The organism is Butyribacter sp., from assembly GCF_056818865.1.
In genome coordinates, this window is sequence record NZ_DBLYGC010000015.1 from 1 (window position 1) to 23099 (window position 23099).

Genomic DNA, 23099 nt, shown 5'->3' on the forward strand with positions numbered 1-23099 from the left:
TTGCATGTGTTAAATAAGAACTTTTGAAAATTTATTTTAGAATTTTCAGGGTTGTTTTACTGTTCAATTATCAAGGTTCAAGGTCTTTGTCCGACCTTCGCAACTAACAACTTGTTGTTAGTTTTTTACTGACTTGCTGTTTGCGTCAGCGATATATATTTTATCACTTTGTTTTCAGCTTGTCAAGAACTTTTTTATTTTATTTTTTGAAGTTTTTCAAAAAATAAAACTTAGAAATCTTTAAGATTTCCTGCTTTCGTATCCAATAAGAAAACTCTTGCTTCCAAGCTTTGTTCTCTCATCGCTTTATGCGACAGCGATATTTATCTTACAACATCTTTTCGACATTGTCAAGAACTTTTTTTCATCCTCTTCAATCAATACATTGTTAAGAATGAACTATAATATCTTTTAGATAACTACTTATGTAATCAAAAAGATTTCGCTTTCACAGAACTGCTGTTAGAAAGACTCTCACTTTCCAGCCGTTCTTTCTTTGCTTCTCTGCGACAGCGAAATCTATATTATCACTGCAATCGACATTTGTCAACACATTTTTTTCATTTTTAGTAATTTTTATTTTGTTCCGAATATTCTGTCTCCTGCATCCCCAAGTCCAGGACATATATATGCGTCCTCATTGAGTTCCCTGTCAAGATGACCTACATATATCTGAACATCAGGATGTGCTTCATGCAGCATTCTTACACCTTCAGGTGCTGCAATAACACATAAGAACTTTATGTTTTTTCCGCCACGCTGTTTTATAAAATCAATTGCTGCCTTAGCTGAACCGCCTGTCGCAAGCATAGGGTCTACAACTACAACCTGTCTTTCTTCTATAGTATCAGGCAGCTTACAGTAATATTCTTCCGGCAAATGTGTCTCTTCATTTCTGCAAAGACCGATATGACCTATCTTGGCTGTCGGTACCAATGCTGTTATTCCGCCAACCATTCCAAGACCTGCACGAAGTATAGGCACAACTGCAAGTTTTCTTCCTGAAAGTACAGGTGTCTTACAGGTCTCTATAGGAGTCTTTACCTCAACATCTTCTGTCGGAAGGTCACTGAGAGCTTCATAACCCATAAGCATCGCAATTTCTTCCACTAAAGCTCTAAATTCATTTGTTCCTGTTGTTTCATCCCTAAGTCTTGATATTTTATGCTGCAATAACGGATGATTTAAAATTTTTACATTTTCCATCTTTACCTCACTTTATTATTCAAAATAATCTGCTACTTTCTTCAAGTCACTTATAATAGGCAGATGCTGTGGACAGACTCCCTCACATTGACCACACTCTATACACTCACTCGCTTTTCCAAAGTTCAGTGTAAGTCTGTCATAATACTCACCCTGCGGTGTCCATCCTTTATCCTTTGACTCCTGTTTGTCAGCATTATAAAGAGAAAAATACTTTGGAATTGCAATTTTTTGCGGACAGCCATCTGTACAATATGAACATCCTGTACATGGAATTTCTATATTTCCATTTATTATTTCTGCTGCTTTTTTTACCATATGTATCTCTTTTTCATTTAACGGCTTAAAATCTGCCATAAAACCGGTGTTATCTTCAAGCTGTTCCATGTTACTCATGCCGCTCAAAACCATTTTCACATTGTCAAGACTTGCAACAAATCTTATAGCCCATGATGGTATAGACATATCAGGTGCATATTCTTTAAACATATTTTCAACTGAATATGGCACATTCGCTAATGTTCCTCCTTTTACAGGTTCCATTACCCATACCGGCACACCATGTTTCTTTGCAACCTCATAACATTTTCCCGATTGAATGGCATCACTGTCCCAATCAAGATAATTTATCTGTAACTGCACAAACTCAACTTCCGGATGCTCCGTAAGAACCATGTCAAGCACATCCGCAGTGTCATGAAAAGAAAATCCGACATGTTTTACAAGTCCCTGTTTTTTCTTTTCCTGAAGCCACTCAAAACACTCAAGTTCTTTGTATATCTTGTAATGGTCTTTTCCAACATCATGAATCAGATAATAATCAAAATAGTCAACACCTGTTTTCTTAAGCTGTGTATCAAAAATCTTATCCCTGTCTTCTTTACTTTTTATAAATCCTGCATGCAGCTTTGTTGCAATAGTATACTTATCCCGCGGATATCTGTCAACAAGCACTTTTTTTACGGCATTCTCACTTTCAAATCCACAGTACATCCACGCAGTATCAAAGTAAGTAAAACCTCTTTCAATAAATTTATCAACCATCTTTTTTGTCAATTCAATGTCTATGCTCTTATCGTCATTTTGATTTAACAATGGCAGCCTCATTAGACCAAAACCCAACTTTTTATCTTCCATAAAAACCTCCTGTTCTAGTACAACGTACTTAATTTATTTTATCATCTTTTTTTATTATCGTAAAGTTTAAGCCATTAACTTTCTTCAATATAACTTCTCCATTTTTAACTGTTTAAATGCATATTTTTGTTTACTTTTCATACAAATATAAAAAAATATATTTAGGCACATATCTACAGGTGTACTTAAATATTCAGGAGCGTATTTTGATATTAAAAGATTTTCTTCAAAAATTATCACCAGATAATTCTGATGAGCATTCAACTTTGTGTCATTTTCTTAGAACAGGCATCTGCATATTGTCAACTGTATGCTTAGCAAGTATTGCTGTTGCCTTCATGTTGTCTGACAATTCTACTGTCACTTCAAGACAAGCAATGTCTTCTATTATTTCAGAAAAAAAACTTCCGATTTATTGTGTTGATACAGATAAACCTAAAGTTGCATTATCATTTGATGCCGCATGGGGTAATGTCATCCTGATGAACTAAATTTACCTTAAATATTATAACAATATGCAAAAAGCGAGGTTTAAAATGAAATCCTATTCTGATAATGATATTACTGTTTTTCGCGAATACAAAGAAATATATAATACCAAAACTTTATTAAAAAATATCATACGGATTGAGTTTGAGACATTTTATAATACTTCTCAATCTGTCAAAAAGCAAGCTCAAAACAGTGAATTTTATTCTAAAGGCAGTCAAACTCCAAATGTTGAATTTAATCATAATAAATCCAAAAAAAATAATATTTAAGTGAGGGGATATAATGAAAAACTCAAAAAAATACTGGGCACTATATGTCAGATTAAGTCATGATGATGGTGATAAAACCGAAAGTCTGAGCATTTCCAATCAAAAACTAAAACTTTTGAGTTTCATTAAAAACATGCCCGAAATAACTGATTATAACTTCTATGTCGATGACGGATTTAGTGGAACAACCTTTGAACGTCCTGATTTTAAAAAACTGATACATGATATACACTGCGGTCTGATTATCGGAATTATAGTAAAAGATTTGTCAAGACTCGGCAGAAACAGTCCTAAAACAAGCTATTTTATTCATGATTTTTTTCCGTCAAATAAAATCCGTTTTATTGCAATTGATGATAATATAGATAAAGATTTTTTTGATTTCGACACATCCAATGACATGATAATAGATATAAAAAACATGTTTAATGGCTTCTATCCACGTGACATCAGTAACAAAGTTCGCTCTACGCTGCGTGCAAAACAGGCTGACGGCCAATTTATAGGAGCTTTCGCATGCTATGGCTATAAAAAATCGCCGAAAAATCATAATAAACTTATAATTGATAATGATGCCGCTGAAGTCGTAAAACAAATTTATGCCCTCTATATTTCAGGTGTCGGTCAAAATACAATTGCAAAACTTCTCAACGCATCAAGTATTCCCTGCCCATCGGAATATAAAAAATTGCAGGGACTAAACTACAAGAACGGAAACAGATTAAATTATACAACATACTGGACATATAGCAGCATAAGACATATTCTTAAAAATGAAATGTACACCGGCTGTATGGTTCAAAACAAGTCTTTCCGAACATTATGCAGTAAAACGGTATCTGCACTTCCAAAAGACAAATGGATAATCGTCCCTGATACACATGAACCAATAATAGATAAACAGACTTTCGACCGTGTTCAATTACTGCTTTCAAATAATATCCGGCAGCCTTCCTTAAAAAAAAACATTCATCTTCTTGCCGGAATCATAAAATGCGGTGACTGCGGCAGAGCCATGGTTAAAATTTCAAGAAATAATAAATCGGTATTCGTGTGCGGCAGTTATAACAGATACGGTAAAAACACCTGCTCGTCACACCGAATTTCTGAATCAACAATTTTAAGATTTATTACAAATGATTTCAACAAATTGTTAAAAGAAACTGACAATTTAGAACATTTTTTATATAAAGAATGTACATCTGTAAACAACTCATCACATAATCTGAAAACAGATGAACATATTCACTTTAAAATTAACAGACTTGAACAAAAGAAAAGAAGCTATAACGAAGATTTAAATGAAAATCTTATTTCAGAAAACGAATATGATAACTTTATCAGACGGTGCAATCTACAAATTTCTGCCCTCAAAAAACAACTCGACAAAACTTCCCACAAAAAAACAGATAACATTTCCTCATTTGATTTTGACAACACACCTGCTGTCATCAGCGAAATGCTCAAAAACAATGAGATTTCAAAACCTGACAGAATTATCTTAACTCAGATGGTCAATTGTATATACATATATGAAAACAACATGGTCAAAATCGTATATAATGTTGACCACCTGTAAGTTAAAAAGTTTTAATGCTATTATTAAATGTTTCCAAAAATAATATTTATCAGTGTTTTATCGAGCATAATTGTTCTATTCCACGGGTTTAATATTATTCCATTTATCTCGTCGACATCGAGTACTGATTTAAACAACTGTTCCATATCGGTTAGAAATGTTGACTTTACCTGATTTCCGCCTTTCATTTCTTCTTCAAATCCGGTATACGCTGTCCACCACAAAAGTCCATCTGCCGTTTTTTCGACGCTTATATTCATTTGCTGTGAGCCAAATGACGGCTCGACAGCAATTATAAGCTGTCCTTTCTGTTTCATTCTCTTTCTTATTACAGTCAGTGTATGTGCAAGCATTTCCTGTGTCGCTTCTTCCTGCAGACCTTTTATCGCTTCTTCTATCAATTTATTTCCAACAAGACCTTTATCTATCTTATCATTAAAGTTTTGATTCATCCATGCTTTCCTTTCCGCTTATAACTTTATAAATATTTTTGCATAACATCCATCATATTGACAATATCGAGAGGTTTAGATAAATGTGCGTTCATTCCGCTTGCAATAGATTTTTTTACATCCTCTTCAAAGGCATTTGCACTCATCGCAATGATAGGTACTGTATTGCAATCAGCACGTCCTATATTTCTTATTTCTCTTGTTGCCTCCAAACCATCCATTTTTGGCATCATTATATCCATGAAAATAAGGTCATATTCATACTCTGCTGATTCCCTTATTATATCAACCGCCTGCTGCCCGTCAAATGCTGTATCCACTATCATACCCTCATCTTTAAGAATTGTACACAGAATTTCACTGTTAAGTTCATTATCCTCGACAACAAGGACATGTTTTCCTCTCAGTTCAACATTGTCTCTCTTTACAACTTTCTCTTTTTCTTCTGTTTTCGCTACTTTCAATTTAATCTTAAAACTGAATGTACTTCCGCTTCCCGGTATGCTCTCCAGTTTTATGCTGCTGCCCATCATATTTATAAGACGGCTGCTTATCGCAAGACCAAGACCTGTTCCCTGCTTATAGATACTCTTGTAGTCTTTAACCTGCTCAAAACTCCTGAAAACTCTTTCCTGATCTTCTTCACTTATACCTATACCATCATCCTCAACTGCAAAATACAATTCTGAAGATCCACCATTTGTACTCAATTCCCTTACCATCAATGTTATATTTCCACCGGATTTTGTATATTTAACCGCATTTCCAAGCAAGTTTATCAAAACCTGCGTAATTCTAAGTTCATCTCCATAAAAAGATTTATTTGTCAGTTCTTCAATCTTTTTGTAATTTATATTTTTCTCAGAAAATCTCGCATCCATCAAATCACCGACAGACTTAAGAGCACTGCTCAACACAAAACTTTCTTCTATCAACTGCATCTTTCCGCTTTCAATTTTAGACATATCAAGAATATCATTTATCAAACTGAGAAGATAATGAGATGAATTTTTAATTTTATTCAAACAATCGGTAACCATTTTTCTTTCACGATTTCTTCTGATTGCAATTTCTGTCATTCCTATAATGCCGTTCATCGGTGTTCTTATCTCATGAGACATACGTGCCAAAAAGTCTGATTTAGCCTGTGCCGCTGAATCATGTTTATCGAGATTCATACGATTTTGTATAATAGTTCCTATTTCCTGAAGAGTCTTTTTCTCCATATCGTCATTGCAAATATCTGACGGTATCCCAAATAAAAATATACTTCCGAAATATTTCCCGCTGTCCTCCATATTTATAATTACTCCATCTTTCGCATTATACATTTCAGATATACTCTGATTTATTGGTACACTCTCGTCCATACGTCTGACTGTATCCAAATCGGTAACTCTCATAAAAGCAGCACAATCCTGTGCAGTACATCTGAAAATATTTATATTATTATGATTTCTCGTCTCTTTTTTCCTTTCTGACCAATCATAATCCACACTTATCACTGCATCTTCTTCATTAAACATTGTTATCAAAAGATTTTCTATATTATATTTTTTTATTAACTTTAATGTGAAAATGTCGAGAATTGTATCAAAGTTTCCGCCTTTATCAAAGAGATTAAGTGCTATTGATACAATAGACATTTGTTCTATATAAAGATATGATGCTATTTCACCGAATTTTGCTTCATCATCAAGTTTTTGACAATTTTCTTCTAAATCCTGATATACCGAATAAAGACTGCCTTTATCCTTTGAAACTTTAATTGCCGCCTGTGCCTGTTTTACAAGCTTTTCTGTTGAAATATCTTTATCAGCTATTGTTATTCCAGTTTTAAAACTTAAATCCAAATAATTTTTGTTTGTGAGTTCCGCAAAACTTGCACTCATTTCTTCGATTATATGTATAATTTTGTTTATCGATACACCGGCTCCCATACATAAAAGTTCGTCTGAACCTGCACGAATACCGATAAACTCCGCAACATTGTTACGCCTGCAGCATTCAACCATTATGTCAGACATTTTTTGTAAAATAATATCGCCAAACACAAGACCGTACTGCTCGTTAATATTCATAAATCTGTCAATATCAACCAAAAATAATATTATATCTTCTTTTCCTTCTCTAAACTTCTTTATAAGTTCTATACCCGTTTCCAGATTATAAAGTGAAGTAAGTGAATCAAATTTTTTCTTATGTATTTTTTCTATCTCTAATATCTTTCGCTGATTTATATCTCTTATGTAACCTACTACTCTTGTCTCTTCACCGTTATTGTCTTTTAACAGACTGCCGCATAAATTCACCCATCTGTATTCATGATACTTATTCATAAGCAGACGAAATTCTATGCTCATATCCCCAATATCGTGTCTGAATTTATCTAACACCAACGCCCTGTCTGCAGAGTGAATATTATCTAACAGTGAACAATCGTCATCCGAACAATCCCATTTACCGTCGTATATTGAACTGTTAACAATCTCCATAACACAATCTTTTATTTCATATGTAAAAAATATGTCTTTTGAACTCTCAACTGCAATTCTATATTTCTCTTTTTCATCAAGAAGCTGGTCTTCAGTTCTCTTCTGTGCATCTGTTACCTTCTCAACAATATCATGCAATTCATCTATTTCCAATATATTTGACACTTTAAAGCTGTGTATTCCGGCAGTACCGCCTCTAACGCTTTCCATAAGACGATATACAGGCTTTGTAACATATCTGATAAGCAATATAACTACCGCTATTCCAAGAAGTGCACAAATCAGTATAGCTATGACAATACTCGTATAAACCTGCTCTCCAAGTTCAAAAATAGATTTTTGCGACACCAGACCGTATAATGCCCACTCTGTATCCTCATACGGAGCATTGTTAATGTATAAATCAAGTGGATTTTTCACTGCATATATCTTATTTTTTCCAAGCAATGCATCTTCTATCTCAAATAATTTGGAAATCTTCTTATATTTCCTGATTTTAAATTTCTGTTCTCTGACAATCGTGTCATATAATATTCCATTTCCCGTAACCACCTCAAATTTTCCATTCTCTTTTTCCATTACGAGAGCATACCCGGAATTAAGTCCACGGTCAAAATCAGAGGCTTGAAAAAATGTGTTCAAATATGACAACGATACCTCAACACCTAAAATACCATATATTTCATTGTCATAAATCAATGGCACAGAGTATGTTATCATTTTGTGATTGTCCATATAATGATCTTCAAGAATAAACGGTTTCGACCAATATCCGAGATTTTTCATGTCTGTATCTTTATTTTTCTGTGCAGCAAGAAACGGCTTATAAAAAAAATCATCTGCCGATCTGTTCCATGCACCTTTAAATTTAAAATTTGTTGTCCATGCAGTATCAAGAGTAATATTTTCTATGCGTGCCAGTCCCTTACTGCCTCTTTCAAGCAGTAAATCTGCATTGTTTGCCGTTTTTGTCTGCGGATCAGAGTCTCTGATAAAAAAACCGTTATACTCCGTTTCTTCATCTATATTTTCACCATTAGCAAGTACAACAAATAAACCTGAACTATTTTCATGCTGCAGGCTTGAGACCAAATTCTTAAATATATGTTTTAAATAATTTTGCTGTGCCGACGAATCATTTAAAAAGTCTTTTATATTCAACTTTCCCTGCTTTAATTCATCTTTTAAAACACTATCCATTTCATCGCTTTCCCTGCTTATCCCTCCCCATTGTTCATTCATTGCATTCTGCAGGGTCAACTGACGGTTTTCTGTTATATGGCTGTCCATATTTACTGTATTTTTTTCTAAATTTTCTTTAACACCGCTGAAAAACAGCATTGAAAACGGAACAACTCCCTGAAAAAGAACTATTCCCAAAAGCGGTATTAAAAATACATAAAGCAGTCTCTTTTTCTTTTTCAAAATTCCCCTCCTTGGCTCAAAATACCCCATATTTTAAACCTATTTTAATGAATTACTAAGTGCATCACTAAACTCCCCGTACCACTTGTCAAATGCTTCCTCTGTTGTATACTTTTTGATAACTTCTGAACGCTTCATTCCTTTTGCCAGCGCTTTTTCTATTTCTTTTCTGTCCTTCTGTGCTTTAGAAGATAAATTTGTCTCCAAAACCTCTCTTGCACTGCTTCCGTTTTCAAAGTTTTTAGTTGTATAATATTTTGTATTGTCGAAATCTCCCATTACATTTTTCAGACAGTCATATGTCTTATTATTTATATGTAGTGATTTCTTTTCTATTATATCATCCAATGCCTTAACATTGTTCGCAGACTTTAATACAGGCATATAAGCCGATTCACATACAAACTGCAGATTTTGTTCTTTTTGTGTAAACCACTTTATAAATACACAAGATGCATATTCATGTTTTTTATCTGACTTTGTTACAGCCATGTCCGCTCCCTGCTGAACTTTATAATTTTCTCCACCTGACATTATCGGTGCAGGAAGCACCTCATAATCTATGTCATAACTTTTATCGTCATCTTCTACTCTGTCCGGAAAATACATGGCTGACATTGATGAGCCGGTATATGCAAGTATGTCACCAGTCTTAACATCATCTGATCTGAATTTGCCAAGTGCCGTAAAATAACCGTTTATATAAGGTACATAATAATTTTCCCACAGACGTTTTATAAGCTTCTTGTCTACATTAAACGTTACATTGCCATCTTTAATTTCAAAAATATCCTTGCCAAGCTGTTTCATTCCTATAACAAAATAATTTGCCATAGAGTCTCTGCCATAAAAAGCTTTTCCATCGTTCGGCTTATTAGGTGTTTTTGCATCTGTCCATTCATAATAACGCTTCGCAACTTTAACAACGCCTTCAACTGTCTTAAGCTCGTCTAATGATAAACCTGTCTGTTTCGCAAACGGTTCCCAATCTGTTTTATTTATCATAAGACTCTCTGTTGATTTTGCTACAGGAAACAGGTATAATGCCTTGTCATTTTTTAAATATCCTTCTTCTATGTATGAATCAACATATTTTTCCACTTCCTCTTTAGAAAAATATTCTGAAAGGTCAACAAGTTTTCCCTTCTGCTGTGCATAATAAGCTGTATCTGCATATGAAGAAAAAATATTGGGAAGTTTGTCAACACCGACTTTTCCGTCAATAGAATCTGAAACTGTCTTTGCCAAATCAGAAACAGTTCCCTGGCTTATTCCCTCCACATTTATTCCAAGCTCTTTACCTTTTGTGGAATTGAATTCATTTACAAGCTCATCAAATGCCGCCTGCTGACTGCCGTTATAGTAATGCCACACTCTTATTGGAACCGGATTTTCCGGGTCTAATTTGACTTTTCCCTCAGTCTTTTGGTTATTTTTTTTGTGCCACATCCTATCAAAAAAAATACTGCCATAACAATAACGCATAAACTTTTAATCGTTTTTTTCATTTGTATTTCCTCTCTGCTATAATGTACCGATGTAATGTATCAATGACTGTGAAATGCCAATGATACAGTGCACTAATATTTTGTTGTAAAATAGCACAATAGTATTCCTAATGCACCTATTGCGGCAAAACCTATTCCTATTGAAATAAGCCACACCCACGCAGGTATCGAATCACTCTCCACCCAGAAATCAGATGGTTTGTTTGCATTAAACCTTATCTGCACCAAATCTCCCTTTTTCCACACACCTTTTGAATAACCTATTTTTGATTCCTCCTGAACAATACAGTTACCGTCAAAAAAGGCAAATGTCGGATAATAATTATCATTATTCTCACTGTCACCTATCTTGCGTATCGTCTCAACTGTACCTTTCGCTATTTCAGTACACTCATTTTTCTTGCGCTCCATCTCTTTTTTTGATTTGATTGATAAATATATAAGTACAAGTGATGCCGTAAAAAATGTCACCATCAGAAAAATTCCTATAATCATTTGTTGAACACCCCATTCTAATATTTATTCATTTTTCTTGTATACAGTATACATCTTAGCACCCTAAAAATCAAATTCAACTGCGAAGTCAACTCCCCCGCAAATACGCTTTAAATATAACAATTTTTCTTGTATCCTCAACTCTGCCTTTGCACAAATAACGGATGTTTGACGATTTTTTTTTAAAATATGTGATATTATGAAAAAAATACTTGCTTATTCCCTAAGGTTATATGATATTTTTAATTCAGATACAAGAAAACAATGTTTTGATACAGGGTTTAAAATGCATCCTAAACCTTGGCACAATATTATACTTCACATGGAAATGAGGGATTATTTATGAAAATTAAAGAATTAGCAAACTTACTTAATGTAAGCCAGAAAACCATACGTTATTATGAAGACTGTGGATTTATTAAACCTGCGACGGAAACTAAATCCGGCAGATTATTCAGAGATTATGACGAAGCTTCAATAGAACAGCTAAAAACAATAGTATCATTGCGTAAACTTCATTTTTCAATTGATGAGATACATGAAATGTTAGACTCCCCTGAAAAATTAGCAGAACTTTGCAAAAAACACAGCAATGAGTTGCAGCGTGAAATAGGAGTTATGACACAGATTTGCAAACTGCTTGATACTGTCGACTATACACACACAACCGATGCCAAAGAACTTACAGAGCAGGTTGAAAATCTCCGTCGTGAAATGATTCTTGATGAATACTTTGCTGACTATGACCTCAGCACTTTTGATGAACCTTTTACGGATTATGAACTCCGTGAGCAAAAAAAGATTGAACACGAAGAATACTCTAAGACTTTGGCTAGCAGCTACTATTTTGCACACCCAAAAGTAAAAAGTAACTTACAAGGCGGCTCTATAGGTATACCAAGATAAAAACAGCCCCCGAACCGACATTCATTTGCAAGTACCTGACTTATATAAACTTTAGTCTGACTTTTGTAGCCGGTTCAGGGGCTTATTCTTTATTTTCTTAGTTCTGTTCTTTATTATTGTTTATTTGTATAATCTTTTACTCATTCGCTTCTTTGCTATAAACTGTATATTTTACTTTAATCTTTAATTCTCATCATCGGTGCAAGCGGTACATATAAAAGCCATGCAAGCACTACACAGATTGCACCTTTTAATAAAGTAAACGGTACGTTAAAAACGATAAGTGCCTGTAATATACTGTGTACCCCCGGAAATATTGCCTGATAAGCTTTAAGTATCATATCCTTTGGCATAAAATTATAGTAAATCGGATATACCAAAAAATAATTTGATACAATGCTTAAAAGTGCCATCGCCACTGTACCTGTAATTGAAGCTATAACTGCTCCTGTTTTGTCACTTCTTTTTTGATAAATCACTCCCGCTGGTACAACAAAGGCACAACCTAAAATAAAGTTAGAAATCTCACCGACAAACATCGTGTTCGTAGCAAATGAATGCAATACATTCTTCACAAGACATATCAATACTCCGCATGCCGGACCATATATAAAGCTTCCAAAAAGTGCCGGCAAATCAGATATATCCAGTTTTATAAATCCCGGCATAAACGGTACCGGTATTTCCATATACATAAGAATAACTGCTATAGCGGCTAACATCGCCGTAAGCGTCATTTTCTTTATGCTTCCCCTTTTTTTCGTGCCGTTTGAACCATTTGTAACGTGTAATGTCTTTCCTGCTGCTGCCATTTTCCTCTTCCTTTCTTTGTACGAAAATTCTTTGAGGTTTTATTCACATTAATAATGGAGTTTTTGTTCATTTGCCAAAGTTTATGCATCATTGCATAGATTTTTACTTTGCGTGGATAAATATAAAAACCCTGAGATAGAATAATCTCAGGGTTCTGCAACTTCAAATATAATAATGCTTTCTAAAATCTTCTCTCATCCAGACTATACTGTTGGTATCGGAATTTCACCGATTCAGTCGATATAATCAATGTTTTGGTTTTGAGCAATCCAACAGATATCCTCAACACACCTGATACAATCGATTCGCGGACTTTACCGCCAGTGGGGAATCACACCCCGCCCTGAAGAATTTTCTTTATTTTGACTTATAATATCACATGTTTATGTTATGTGCAAGTGTAAATTTTACAACAAGCTACACACCGCCTGGGGTAATGAAGACACTCAGACAATAATTAAAATATTGAAAGAGAAAAATGTCCATGTAACTTTTTTTATGACCGGCGGCTGGGTTGATACCTACCCTGATGATGTAAAAGCACTTTACAAAGCCGGACACGAATTAGGCAACCACAGTCAAAATCACAAGCAAATGTCAACTATATCTTCCAGCGAATGCGAGGATGAAATTATGAAAGTACATAATAAAGTAAAAAAACTTACTGGATATGATATGAAAGTTTTCCGTCCGCCTTATGGAGATTACAACGATACACTTGTTGAAACTGCTGAGAAATGTGGTTACCATGCTATACAGTGGGATGTTGACAGTCTTGACTGGAAAAATTACGGTGTTGATTCCATACTTACCACTGTCTTAAACCACAAGCATCTCGGTAACGGTTCTATTATACTCTGCCACAATGGTGCAAAATATACCGCAAAAGCACTTCCACAGCTTATTGACGGTCTAAAGGAAAAAGGCTTTGATTTTGTAAAAATGTCTGAACTTATATATTCTAAAGATTATGAAATGGATACTGAAGGTCGACAGCATAAAATAAATGCATCAGACAAAGAACCAGATAACAGCAACTCCACAACCGCTTAACATCCCACTCCCTTAACCTTAATTAAGCCAAGTCAAAAAATTTGCTGTTATGCTGCTATAATTTACTGCAATTTTAACAATCTATCATAATCAGAAAAAAAGCGGTCAAATGCTTTTTAATTCAAAAACATTTAACCGCTTTAATAAGACTTCCAAGCTCATCCTCTGATTTATATTCTATATTCACAACGAAAATAAATTGACTAAGCATTTCTTAAATGATACAATCAATCCGATATGTCTTATTAAGAAAACCAAGAAAGGAGTTTTCGTATGTGTTTTAGAAAAAAACTTGTACTACGATTTGTTTTGATTCTGTTTTTTCTGATTCCAAATATCTGTATAGCTTCATTGCTTGCGGATAATGTTTTTGGCATGACACACTATGATATGCACAACTCCTCTTATTCGGTTAATACCAATTTATCAAAAGACGTACATAATAATTCTGAAGCTATTGACGATGAAAACTACCTGCTTTATTCATTATTTATAACAGGTACTTTTAATACCTCAGAAACATTTCAAATAAATCAATTTATAAATCTTTGTAACAGACAATCAAGAGTTTTTAAATACTCTCCTTTTATTGTATCATTCTTTTTATTAGCAGGATACTGTTTTTTTGAAACAGAATGCCTTTCTGTAATTACTGGGCATCTAAATGAACTCATAACTATCTATATCCATAAATCAGACGGCAAAAAAAGATTCGCCTAAAAAATACTTTCACCCAAATGCTTTATTTCGTATACTTTTTTTAGGAGGATTTTAATAATATGAGTCTTACAAATATAATGGGACTACTGGGCGGTCTTGCTTTATTTCTCTACGGAATGCAGATGATGAGCAACGGCCTTGAACTTGCTGCCAGGAATCAAATGCGTGACATCATGAAAAAAATAACATCTAACAGAATTATAGGTGTATTAACAGGTGCTCTAATCACAGCCGTAATTCAATCTTCATCGGCTACAACTGTTATGGTTGTCGGCTTTGTAAATTCAGGTATTATGACACTTGAACAGGCCACATGGATTATAATGGGCGCAAATATAGGTACTACAATCACAGGCCAGCTTATTGCTCTTGATGTCGGAGCTATAGCACCTCTTTTCGCTTTTATAGGTGTCGCCGCTGTTGTTTTTCAGAAAAACGAAAAACTCAAACATTTTGGCGAAATTCTTGCCGGGCTTGGTGTTTTATTTATCGGCATGACTATGATGAGTTCTTCTATGGAACCTCTTGCAAACCAGCCGGCATTTATAAATATCCTTGCAAAAGTCCAAAATCCTATTGTCGGAATTCTTATGGGTATGATATTTACAGCCATAATCCAGTCTTCTTCAGCATCTGTAGGTATTCTTCAGGCACTTGCTGCCAGTGGTGTTATAGGGCTTAACAGTGCAGCTTTTATACTTTTCGGGCAAAATATAGGTACATGTATAACAGCTCTTCTTGCCTCAATCGGCACAACCACGAATGCTAAAAGAACAACTTTGATACACATCATATTTAATGTTTTCGGAACAATTATATTTACAATTTTGTGTCTTGTAACCCCTCTTATAAGCATAATACAAAGTATAACTCCGACAGCCGTCCCTTCACAGATTGCCAATCTTCATACATTATTTAATATTGTCACGACATTATTACTGCTTCCTGTCGGAACCATGCTTCCAAAAATCGCCTCACTTATTTTAAGAGAGTCAAAAAATGAAGCATCCGGTGAAAACGGCATGTCCGTAAAATATCTGCTTGACCCTAAAAATGTACATACAGAAACTACTATGATATCAGTTATCTGTATTGAGGGAATACGCAATGAAATTTTAAGAATGACTGAAATGGCAAAAGAAAATATTCATGATTCGTTTGATGTATTTATGCATGGGGATATTAAAAAATATGAAAAAGTTGAAAATCGTGAAGAATATGTTGATTTCCTAAATAAGGAAATATCAAGATACATAACAAATGCAATTACTCACGAGGCAACAAAAGCCGGCAGCCAGATTTTCAATTCTTTTTATACAATCACAAGTAATATTGAGCGTATAAGTGACCACGCTATCAATATTGCAGGCTATTCTAAAATGATTGAAGAAAAAAATATTTCATTTTCAGACAATGCCAACAATGAAATCGATGAGATAAAAGATATTTGTGATAAAACAATGGATATGCTGCTTCAAAAACCGGATAATATAATAAAGTGGCATGAAAATGTTATCTGCATGGAACAAAAAATTGACGATATGACAGTGCAGTTTAGAAATAATATGTACGAACGCATTCAAAAAGGGCTTTGCACTGATGAGGAAAGTATACTTTTCTCAGAAATGCTTACTGACTTTGAACGTGTTGGAGACCATGCACTCAACATATCAAATGAGATGCTGAAAATTACAATGAAAGAAATAGTTTAAAAATACAACCTTAAAACCTCTTACTTAATCAATCTAAAAACCCCCCTGCCTGACAAATAATCTTATCTGTAAGACAGGGGGTAGTATAATCACTTATATTTACATTTTATAAACTAAAATCTCTTGTACTCGATTGTTCCTGTAGTTTTAGGTGCATCAATATTTCTTAAATCAGCTTTTTTAATCTTTACATTCTTTTTCTTTACTGTAAATGTAAATCCCTGCTTAGCACCTGCTTTAATATTTATTTTTTTATTCTTAATAGAATATGTAGCTACAGTTTTTCCACTGAGTGTTTTAATTGTAATCTTAAGCTTTTTGATTTTTGTATCTGTATGATATGAATTATTTAAAATATTTGCTTTCATAACAAGATTTCCTTTTTTATCATAAGAAACCTTATATACATCAACACCTGTTTTTCCATATGTAACAGATGATACAGGTATCTTGCTCTTAGAATATACATTCTTCTTTACAGAAACCGTGCAAGTAAGCTTTGTGCCATCTGAAAGTTTTGCTGTAATAGTTGCAGAACCGTTCTTTTTAGCCTTTACAAGTCCTGTTGATGAAACAGTAGCTACTTTGCTGTTGCTTGAAGACCAGCTTACGCTTCCCTCCGCATTTGATACTGAAAGTTTATGATTAAATCCTTCTGTTATAGTAAGCTTTGTATTGCTTATAGCTGCCTGATTGGCATCACGCACAACTTCTAAGTCATAAAGTGCATCTGCATTTAATGATATTTCAACTTTGTATGCAGAATCTGCTGACGGTATCCACTTATATCCCCAGCAATAGCATTTTGCAGTATCTGAATATACCCAGTCAGAAGAACTAATCGTTACATTTCCTAAAGATTCTCCATCCTGATAATATGATATTGAGCCGCTGACCTTTTCCGTTGCATATAAAAAAGTATATGTCTGCTTGCCGCCGACAACATTAAACTCATACGATTTTTCCTCAAATGCTGATACCGATACATCTCCGCTTGAGAAAATTTGGACATATTTAGTATCTGCTGCTTTACTCTGTTTTGGTGCACTCCAAACACTTCCTACCACAACTGCTGCAGTTAATAATACTGCTCCTGTCTTTTTCAATAAATTTGTTCTCATTTTGCCTCCTTTGATTTTCAATTCATGTTTTTGGTTTAAAAAACCGTGATTCATTATACCATAATCTTCCCTTGTTGGCAAATTATGCCTCCAAGCTAAATTTTACTCTAAATTTCGCTAAAACTGTTCACCTATAGACTAATATAAACTTTTCAGCAAATAATATCAGAACACATCACTCAACCTTTATCTCAAAAAAGAACACCTCATCATCCTCTTTTACTGTATATTCATAATTTGATTTTTTTATTATGTTCTCCCAAAATCTTACGGAGATTTCATTTTTCTTCAGTGCACACACTGCACATATTCCCTTATTTTTTTTCCACAATTCTTTTATTATTTCTGCCGCAATATGATTTTTTCTGTATCTTCTCAGAATAAATATTTCTTCTATATAAAAGTCAGCTTCTGCTGGTTCTTTTTTCTTATCCGGAAATAAAAATACAACCAAACCGGCTGTTTTATTTTTATATTTTACTATGTACGGCTTTTTTTCATTCATCTCATAATATTCTGAAAGTCTGTCAGGAATAAACAATGCATCATCAGTCATGCACTCGCCCATCCAATCTACATAAGCTGACAGTTCATACATATACATATTGAACAATCTTTCAAATGTCTTCTTATCATTATCTGCATCAGTCAGATAAAAATCTTTGCCTGAAATATAAGCATTTTCATCGTTGTCTTTTCTTTCATTTATCCCACAAATTCCGCATATAAACTTTTCAGTTTTCTTTAAATTTTCTGTCCCACAAAATCTCTCTTTATCCCCGGTATCTCTAACCGAAAGTTTCCCATAATAATCAAATCCTACATGCTCACACCATCTTGAAAAACCTGTTTCAAACGGTTCTGTCGCATATTCTTCATCATATCCGTGAGAAACCATTATCCCGCATCTTATCTTTTCTCCGTTTTCATTCAATGAATTTTCAAAAAATTCCTCATCTTCAAATGCTAAGTCCATAAGTTCTTTTACCATATCACTACAGTAAAAAGAGTGTATAGGCGTAGCAATAATAACAGCATCGTATTTTGATATTTCTAAAAGTACATAATCAATTTCTTCCTCGTAAAGATTATAAATTTGATATTTTATTTTCATATTATCAAGAAAAACTGCTGCATTTTTACACATTGCAGCAGTATTTCCATTTGCATCCGGACTTCCTAATAATATGCATACATTATCACAATTATTCATTTCCATCCTCATTCCTATTCAAATCCTACTCTTTAATAAGTGATAGCATTCCATCTACAAAATCAAGTCCAACTTTGTAAAGACAATATAACAGCACAATTGCCAAAATCCAAACTAAAACTTTATATAAAATATAGCCTTTTGCAAACTCCTTTTTATACTCAGGTGTTTTTTTGCTAAATGCCATTACCAGTATATATATAAATCCTATTACCGGTATTCTCATATAACAGAATGTCTGAAACCAGTTTCCTATGTGTCCTGCTTTTTTTACTTTCATTTCGCGTATATTCTGCTTTTGTTCTTCAGACATTTCTGTTTTGTCATTCTTATCTTTAGTTTCATTCTCTTTCAAATTTTCTAAAAGCTCTGCTTTGTCGATTTTACCGTCATCTTTTAAAACTTCGTTTTTTTCTTCCTTTTTAACTTCTTCCGTCTTGTCCTTATCAAAGGATATGTCATCTGCCCCGAAATAATTTTCGTGGGCAGCTACAATATCCTTAAGTGACATCTCCTCAAAAGATGAGTCTATACTTTTCACGAGTTCATCAATGTCATTTTTATTTTCTTCCATTTATTTTCTGATTCCTCCTTTATTTGATGCTGTTGACCTTTACAGTATAAACAATACCCGTTATTCTTCCCCATCCTGAATCGGTTCAGCAGTCTCAACCGGTGCTTCTGTTGGTGTAGTAGTATTCTTTTTCTTGTCATACTCAGCTTTTGTCGGAAGATTTTCAAGTTCGGCTTTATATTCATCATACATTGCTTTTAAACTTGTATACTCTGCATATCCCTTACATGCATCAAGTGCCTGTTTTGCCGAATCTATAAGAAGCTGCATATTCGACGGCTGATATATATAGCCATGCATTCTCTTTATTCTTGTTCTGGCAAGGTTAATCCTGTTTTTATAAATCTGATTATTTAAAGCTCTCTGTGAATCATTTTTCTTCTTCTCGGCAAGTCTCTCATTTTCCTCTTTCTGCTGTTTCTCGTATGCTTTTACTACTTTCTTCCAATCTACAGTCTCATCTTTAAGAGAATCATATTTATTTCTTGCCCTTATAGCATAATCTGTCCTGACATCGTCATCCACAATACTTGATATCATGTCAGTAAGCTTTTTATAATCATTTTCAAGGTCATAATAGTCTGCTATATTCTTAATATACATTTTCTCAAACTTCTTGAGAGCCGCAAGGACTTCTTTCTGGTACTTTTTATCTTTAAGTACCTGAACTTCCTCCGCTTTCTCAGATAAAATTGACTTTGAAAAATAATCCATGCCTGCCGGTCTTGTCTTGCTTCCGGCAACAGCCGTTCCCTCAATGATATTTCCTGCACTGTCATATTTCGCGAGACTTATCGTAGACGGCATCGTAAAATCCTGTGGTTTTAATTTTTCATGTATCTTATCCATATAATCTTTCCAGATTACACCGGGGATTGATGCACCTGATGCTCCGGGCATTGCTCTAGGAGTATCATATCCGGCCCACACAACTGTCGTATAATACTTTGTATATCCACAGAACCAAACATCCTTACTTGAGTTTGTCGTACCTGTTTTGCCGGCACATATCTGTCCGTTTTCAAGTTTTAACTTGCGTCCTGTTCCGTAAGATTCATTGAATACGCCTTTTAAAACATCTGTCATCATCCATGCAGCATCTTCTGAATAGACCTGAGTCTTTTCATTATTATTTTTGTACACAACACCGTCAGATACATGCTCTATCTTCTTTACACATGTCCTGTCACTAAAACTTCCGTTGTTGGCAAGTGTCGAAAATCCTTTAGCCATATCAACTACACGCACACCCTCTGTAAATCCACCGAGAGAAAGTGCCATATTATCATTATCAATATAACTTATATTATGAAAATGAAGTTTATCAAGGAATGAAAGACCGTACTTGACTGAAATATTGTCAAGAACCTGCCATGCTACAGTATTGAGTGACCTTGCAACAGCCTCTCTAATGTGTACACTTCCATAATAAGCACCACCCGCATTTGACGGACCGTTTGTAAATTTATTGTCATTTACTATTGTCGAAGGAGAATACATTCCCGATTCAAAACCGGGTGTATAATCTATAAGCGGTTTTATTGCACTTCCCGACTGTCTTGCAGCAAGATATGCCCTGTTATACTGATCGTTTTTTCCTCTTCCTCCTACAACCGCTTCAACATACCCTGTCTCATTATTAACGCAGACTGCTGCCCCCTGAAGAGCATACTTACCCGAATCATTATCCTTTTCCTTATTAAAAGCAAGTCCTTCATCTACAGATTTTTGTAATTTCTTCTGTTTTTTCATATTGATGGAAGTATAAATCTTATATCCTCCTGAACGGATACTCTCAATCTTCTCACTGTATGCTTTTGAATATGTTTTGTTGTATTTCTGGTAATCTTCTTTTGAATCGAATACATACTTGAATTTAAAATCTTCTTTTTCCATAAGTGAGATAGCGGCACAATGAATGGCATAACTTATAACATATGTCTCATTGCTGCTGCCTTCTTCAGACAACTGTTTTATATTTAACTCCTTTTTCACCGCAGCCTTATACTCTTTTGGAGTTATAGCTCCCTCATTACACATAGTTTTAAGCACACGATTTCTCTTCTTTAATGCTGCCTGTGGATGAAGCACCGGATTGTAGGCTGTCGGACTGTTTGAAAGTCCTATAAGCATAGCCGCCTCCTGTGGTTCAAGGTCAGCGCATTTCTTTCCAAAATAATATCTGCTTGCCGCTCCGACACCATAACACTTGTTGCCGTAAAAATTGCTGTTACAATAAAACTCCATAATCTGAGCCTTTGTAAACTTACTCTCAATAGTCGGTGCAAGAAGTATCTCGGCAATCTTTCTTGTATAACTTTTATTCTGTGTAAGCAGATTGTTCTTTATAACCTGCTGCGTAATCGTACTTCCTCCCTGTGTAATTTCCATATTATGTTTCAACAGAGAAACTCCTGCTCTCATGGTCGCAACAAGGTCCACTCCTCCATGAGTTTTGAAACGCTTATCCTCAACAGCAATATATCCGTCATAAATATATGGTGATATGTCATTTATACTCACATATTTATAACTTCCGGCATTTACCGAACCCACCTTCTTACCGTTAGCGTCGTATACTACCGTATCCTCCTTCATAATAAAATCATCCTTGCTAAGATGAACAAGCTTGTCAAATACTTCCTCTCTCGCCTCTGTAAACATAGGCAGAACTTTGACATATACACACAAACCGACAATTCCGCCAATTACCATAACAGACGCAAGTATTCCCATGACAGCACCAAGTATATTTGACACTACACCTACATAGCTTCCTATCGCACCTACTATAATACGGAAAACATCCTTTGCATTTTTTACATATTTGCGTAAAGTATTCATAACTTTCCTCCAACTAAAAATCAACTGTAAAATATTTTTTGCGAAAATATCTCACCATACTATAATACAATTTTTTGATATAAGTGTAAAGTTTTATTGGTTTTTGTTGACATGATTTTTTCACTAGCTTAGAATAAATAAGAAACAAATCAGTATTCTATTTTATACTGAAATCCGGATTATTACGAAAGGTTATATCATGACTGAACAACTTATCTTAAAAAACTTTGGATTTGTAGGCTTTGGACTTATTGGCGGCTCTATAGCACATGCCATCAGGGAAATATATCCGGAGTCTTATATTATCGCATATAATTATTACCGTACCAAACCGCATAAAAAACTTGAAAGAGCGAAAGCAGATGGTATTCTAAACGAAATCTGCACATCTCTTTCCGATTTTTCACAATGTGACATAATCTTTTTATGTGCCCCGGTACTTACAAACATATCATATCTGAAAGAACTCGTCCCATACATATCTGAAAAATGCATTATTACTGATGTAGGAAGTGTTAAGGGAAATATTCACCATACTATAGAAAGTCTTGGTCTTAACAGTCATTTTGTCGGTGGCCACCCGATGACCGGTTCTGAAAAAACAGGTTATGCAAATTCAGATTCATCATATCTGAAAGATGCATATTATATACTTACGCCGACAAACGAAACACCTAAAGAGTATACTTTATGGCTTAAAAACTTTATAATTTCAGCCGGCTCTCATTGTGAAATCATGGACTATGAAACACACGATAAGATAACTGCTGCCATAAGCCATTGTCCTCATCTGATTTCAGCTTCACTTATAAATACTGTTGCAAATGAAGATTCTGACGGCAGCTACGCAAGGCTCGCTGCCGGAGGTTTAAAGGATATTACACGCATTTCGTCATCTTCACCTGAAATGTGGCAAAATATTTGTCTTTCAAACCCGGATGCGATTATATCTTTTCTTGACAAATATATCGTGACACTTACTGACGCAAAAAATTCGATTAGCAATCGCGATGAAGATAAACTTATGAAAATATTTGAAAATGCAAAAAAATATCGTGACAATTTAAACTAATACAAACCTATGG

17 protein-coding genes, 1 pseudogene and 1 riboswitch are annotated in these 23099 nt (G+C 34.5%); of the genes and pseudogenes, 7 read left to right on the top strand and 11 right to left on the bottom strand.

The window, feature by feature from the left end:
* Window positions 1-576: 576 nt before the first annotated feature.
* Together upp and ACZLXV_RS08245 are read right to left on the bottom strand one after the other, a co-directional pair.
* The gene (upp, locus tag ACZLXV_RS08240) at window positions 577-1206 is read right to left on the bottom strand and encodes a uracil phosphoribosyltransferase (RefSeq protein WP_022223379.1); all 630 of its coding nucleotides are present in this window, start codon (window positions 1204-1206) and stop codon (window positions 577-579) included.
* 15 nt (window positions 1207-1221) lie between these two features.
* Entirely contained in the window at window positions 1222-2343 is a 1122-nt protein-coding gene (locus tag ACZLXV_RS08245) for an aldo/keto reductase (protein WP_482383087.1), read from the bottom strand.
* A 206-nt stretch (window positions 2344-2549) separates the two neighbouring features.
* On the opposite strand from ACZLXV_RS08245, the gene ACZLXV_RS08250 reads away from it, so the two are divergent.
* Genes ACZLXV_RS08250 through ACZLXV_RS08260 form a run of 3 tightly spaced genes read left to right on the top strand, consistent with a single transcriptional unit; the run spans window position 2550 to window position 4683 of the window.
* Window positions 2550-2834, top strand: a complete 285-nt coding sequence (locus ACZLXV_RS08250) for a hypothetical protein (protein WP_367336117.1) — start codon at window positions 2550-2552, stop codon at window positions 2832-2834.
* Window positions 2835-2879: 45 nt separating this feature from the next.
* Complete coding sequence (locus ACZLXV_RS08255; RefSeq protein WP_022223377.1) at window positions 2880-3104, top strand: hypothetical protein; 225 nt, start codon at window positions 2880-2882, stop codon at window positions 3102-3104.
* Window positions 3105-3117: 13 nt separating this feature from the next.
* The gene (locus ACZLXV_RS08260; protein WP_482383088.1) at window positions 3118-4683 is read left to right on the top strand and encodes a recombinase family protein; all 1566 of its coding nucleotides are present in this window, start codon (window positions 3118-3120) and stop codon (window positions 4681-4683) included.
* A 23-nt stretch (window positions 4684-4706) separates the two neighbouring features.
* Here the strand turns inward: ACZLXV_RS08260 and ACZLXV_RS08265 are convergent, their stop codons facing one another.
* The 4 genes from ACZLXV_RS08265 to ACZLXV_RS08280 all read right to left on the bottom strand — a co-directional run bounded on the left by ACZLXV_RS08265 (window position 4707) and on the right by ACZLXV_RS08280 (window position 11058).
* On the bottom strand, window positions 4707-5135 hold the full coding sequence (locus ACZLXV_RS08265) for an SseB family protein (protein ID WP_482383089.1): 429 nt from the start codon (window positions 5133-5135) through the stop codon (window positions 4707-4709).
* A gap of 26 nt (window positions 5136-5161) precedes the next feature.
* Complete coding sequence (locus ACZLXV_RS08270; RefSeq protein WP_482383090.1) at window positions 5162-9055, bottom strand: ATP-binding protein; 3894 nt, start codon at window positions 9053-9055, stop codon at window positions 5162-5164.
* Window positions 9056-9094: 39 nt separating this feature from the next.
* A complete protein-coding gene (locus ACZLXV_RS08275; protein WP_482383091.1) occupies window positions 9095-10504 on the bottom strand; it encodes an extracellular solute-binding protein in 1410 nt (469 codons plus the stop codon).
* Window positions 10505-10635: 131 nt separating this feature from the next.
* Window positions 10636-11058: a DUF3592 domain-containing protein gene (locus ACZLXV_RS08280; protein WP_482383092.1), complete on the bottom strand. Its 423-nt coding sequence runs from the start codon at window positions 11056-11058 to the stop codon at window positions 10636-10638.
* A gap of 342 nt (window positions 11059-11400) precedes the next feature.
* Here ACZLXV_RS08280 and ACZLXV_RS08285 point away from each other — a divergent pair, with 342 nt between their 5' ends.
* A complete protein-coding gene (locus tag ACZLXV_RS08285) occupies window positions 11401-11964 on the top strand; it encodes a helix-turn-helix domain-containing protein (protein ID WP_482383093.1) in 564 nt (187 codons plus the stop codon).
* 176 nt (window positions 11965-12140) lie between these two features.
* On the opposite strand, the gene ACZLXV_RS08290 is transcribed toward ACZLXV_RS08285, so the two are convergent.
* Window positions 12141-12776, bottom strand: a complete 636-nt coding sequence (locus ACZLXV_RS08290) for an ECF transporter S component (protein WP_482383094.1) — start codon at window positions 12774-12776, stop codon at window positions 12141-12143.
* A 183-nt stretch (window positions 12777-12959) separates the two neighbouring features.
* Window positions 12960-13132: riboswitch (FMN riboswitch) on the bottom strand.
* Between the two features lie 71 nt (window positions 13133-13203).
* On the opposite strand from ACZLXV_RS08290, the pseudogene ACZLXV_RS08295 reads away from it, so the two are divergent.
* A pseudogene (locus ACZLXV_RS08295) lies at window positions 13204-13830 on the top strand (polysaccharide deacetylase family protein); the annotation flags it as partial.
* Between the two features lie 779 nt (window positions 13831-14609).
* Window positions 14610-16262, top strand: a complete 1653-nt coding sequence (locus ACZLXV_RS08300) for a Na/Pi cotransporter family protein (protein WP_482383095.1) — start codon at window positions 14610-14612, stop codon at window positions 16260-16262.
* Window positions 16263-16375: 113 nt separating this feature from the next.
* Here the strand turns inward: ACZLXV_RS08300 and ACZLXV_RS08305 are convergent, their stop codons facing one another.
* The 4 genes from ACZLXV_RS08305 to ACZLXV_RS08320 form a co-directional block, all read right to left on the bottom strand.
* Window positions 16376-17383, bottom strand: coding sequence for an Ig-like domain-containing protein (locus ACZLXV_RS08305; protein WP_482383096.1), 1008 nt, complete (start codon window positions 17381-17383; stop codon window positions 16376-16378).
* 175 nt (window positions 17384-17558) lie between these two features.
* The gene (locus ACZLXV_RS08310; RefSeq protein ID WP_482383097.1) at window positions 17559-18596 is read right to left on the bottom strand and encodes a GNAT family N-acetyltransferase; all 1038 of its coding nucleotides are present in this window, start codon (window positions 18594-18596) and stop codon (window positions 17559-17561) included.
* A gap of 25 nt (window positions 18597-18621) precedes the next feature.
* Complete coding sequence (locus tag ACZLXV_RS08315; protein ID WP_482383098.1) at window positions 18622-19170, bottom strand: hypothetical protein; 549 nt, start codon at window positions 19168-19170, stop codon at window positions 18622-18624.
* Window positions 19171-19230: 60 nt separating this feature from the next.
* On the bottom strand, window positions 19231-22014 hold the full coding sequence (locus ACZLXV_RS08320) for a transglycosylase domain-containing protein (protein ID WP_482383099.1): 2784 nt from the start codon (window positions 22012-22014) through the stop codon (window positions 19231-19233).
* Window positions 22015-22213: 199 nt separating this feature from the next.
* Between ACZLXV_RS08320 and ACZLXV_RS08325 the strand changes: the two genes are divergently transcribed.
* A complete protein-coding gene (locus ACZLXV_RS08325; protein ID WP_482383100.1) occupies window positions 22214-23086 on the top strand; it encodes a prephenate dehydrogenase in 873 nt (290 codons plus the stop codon).
* Window positions 23087-23099: the final 13 nt, after the last annotated feature.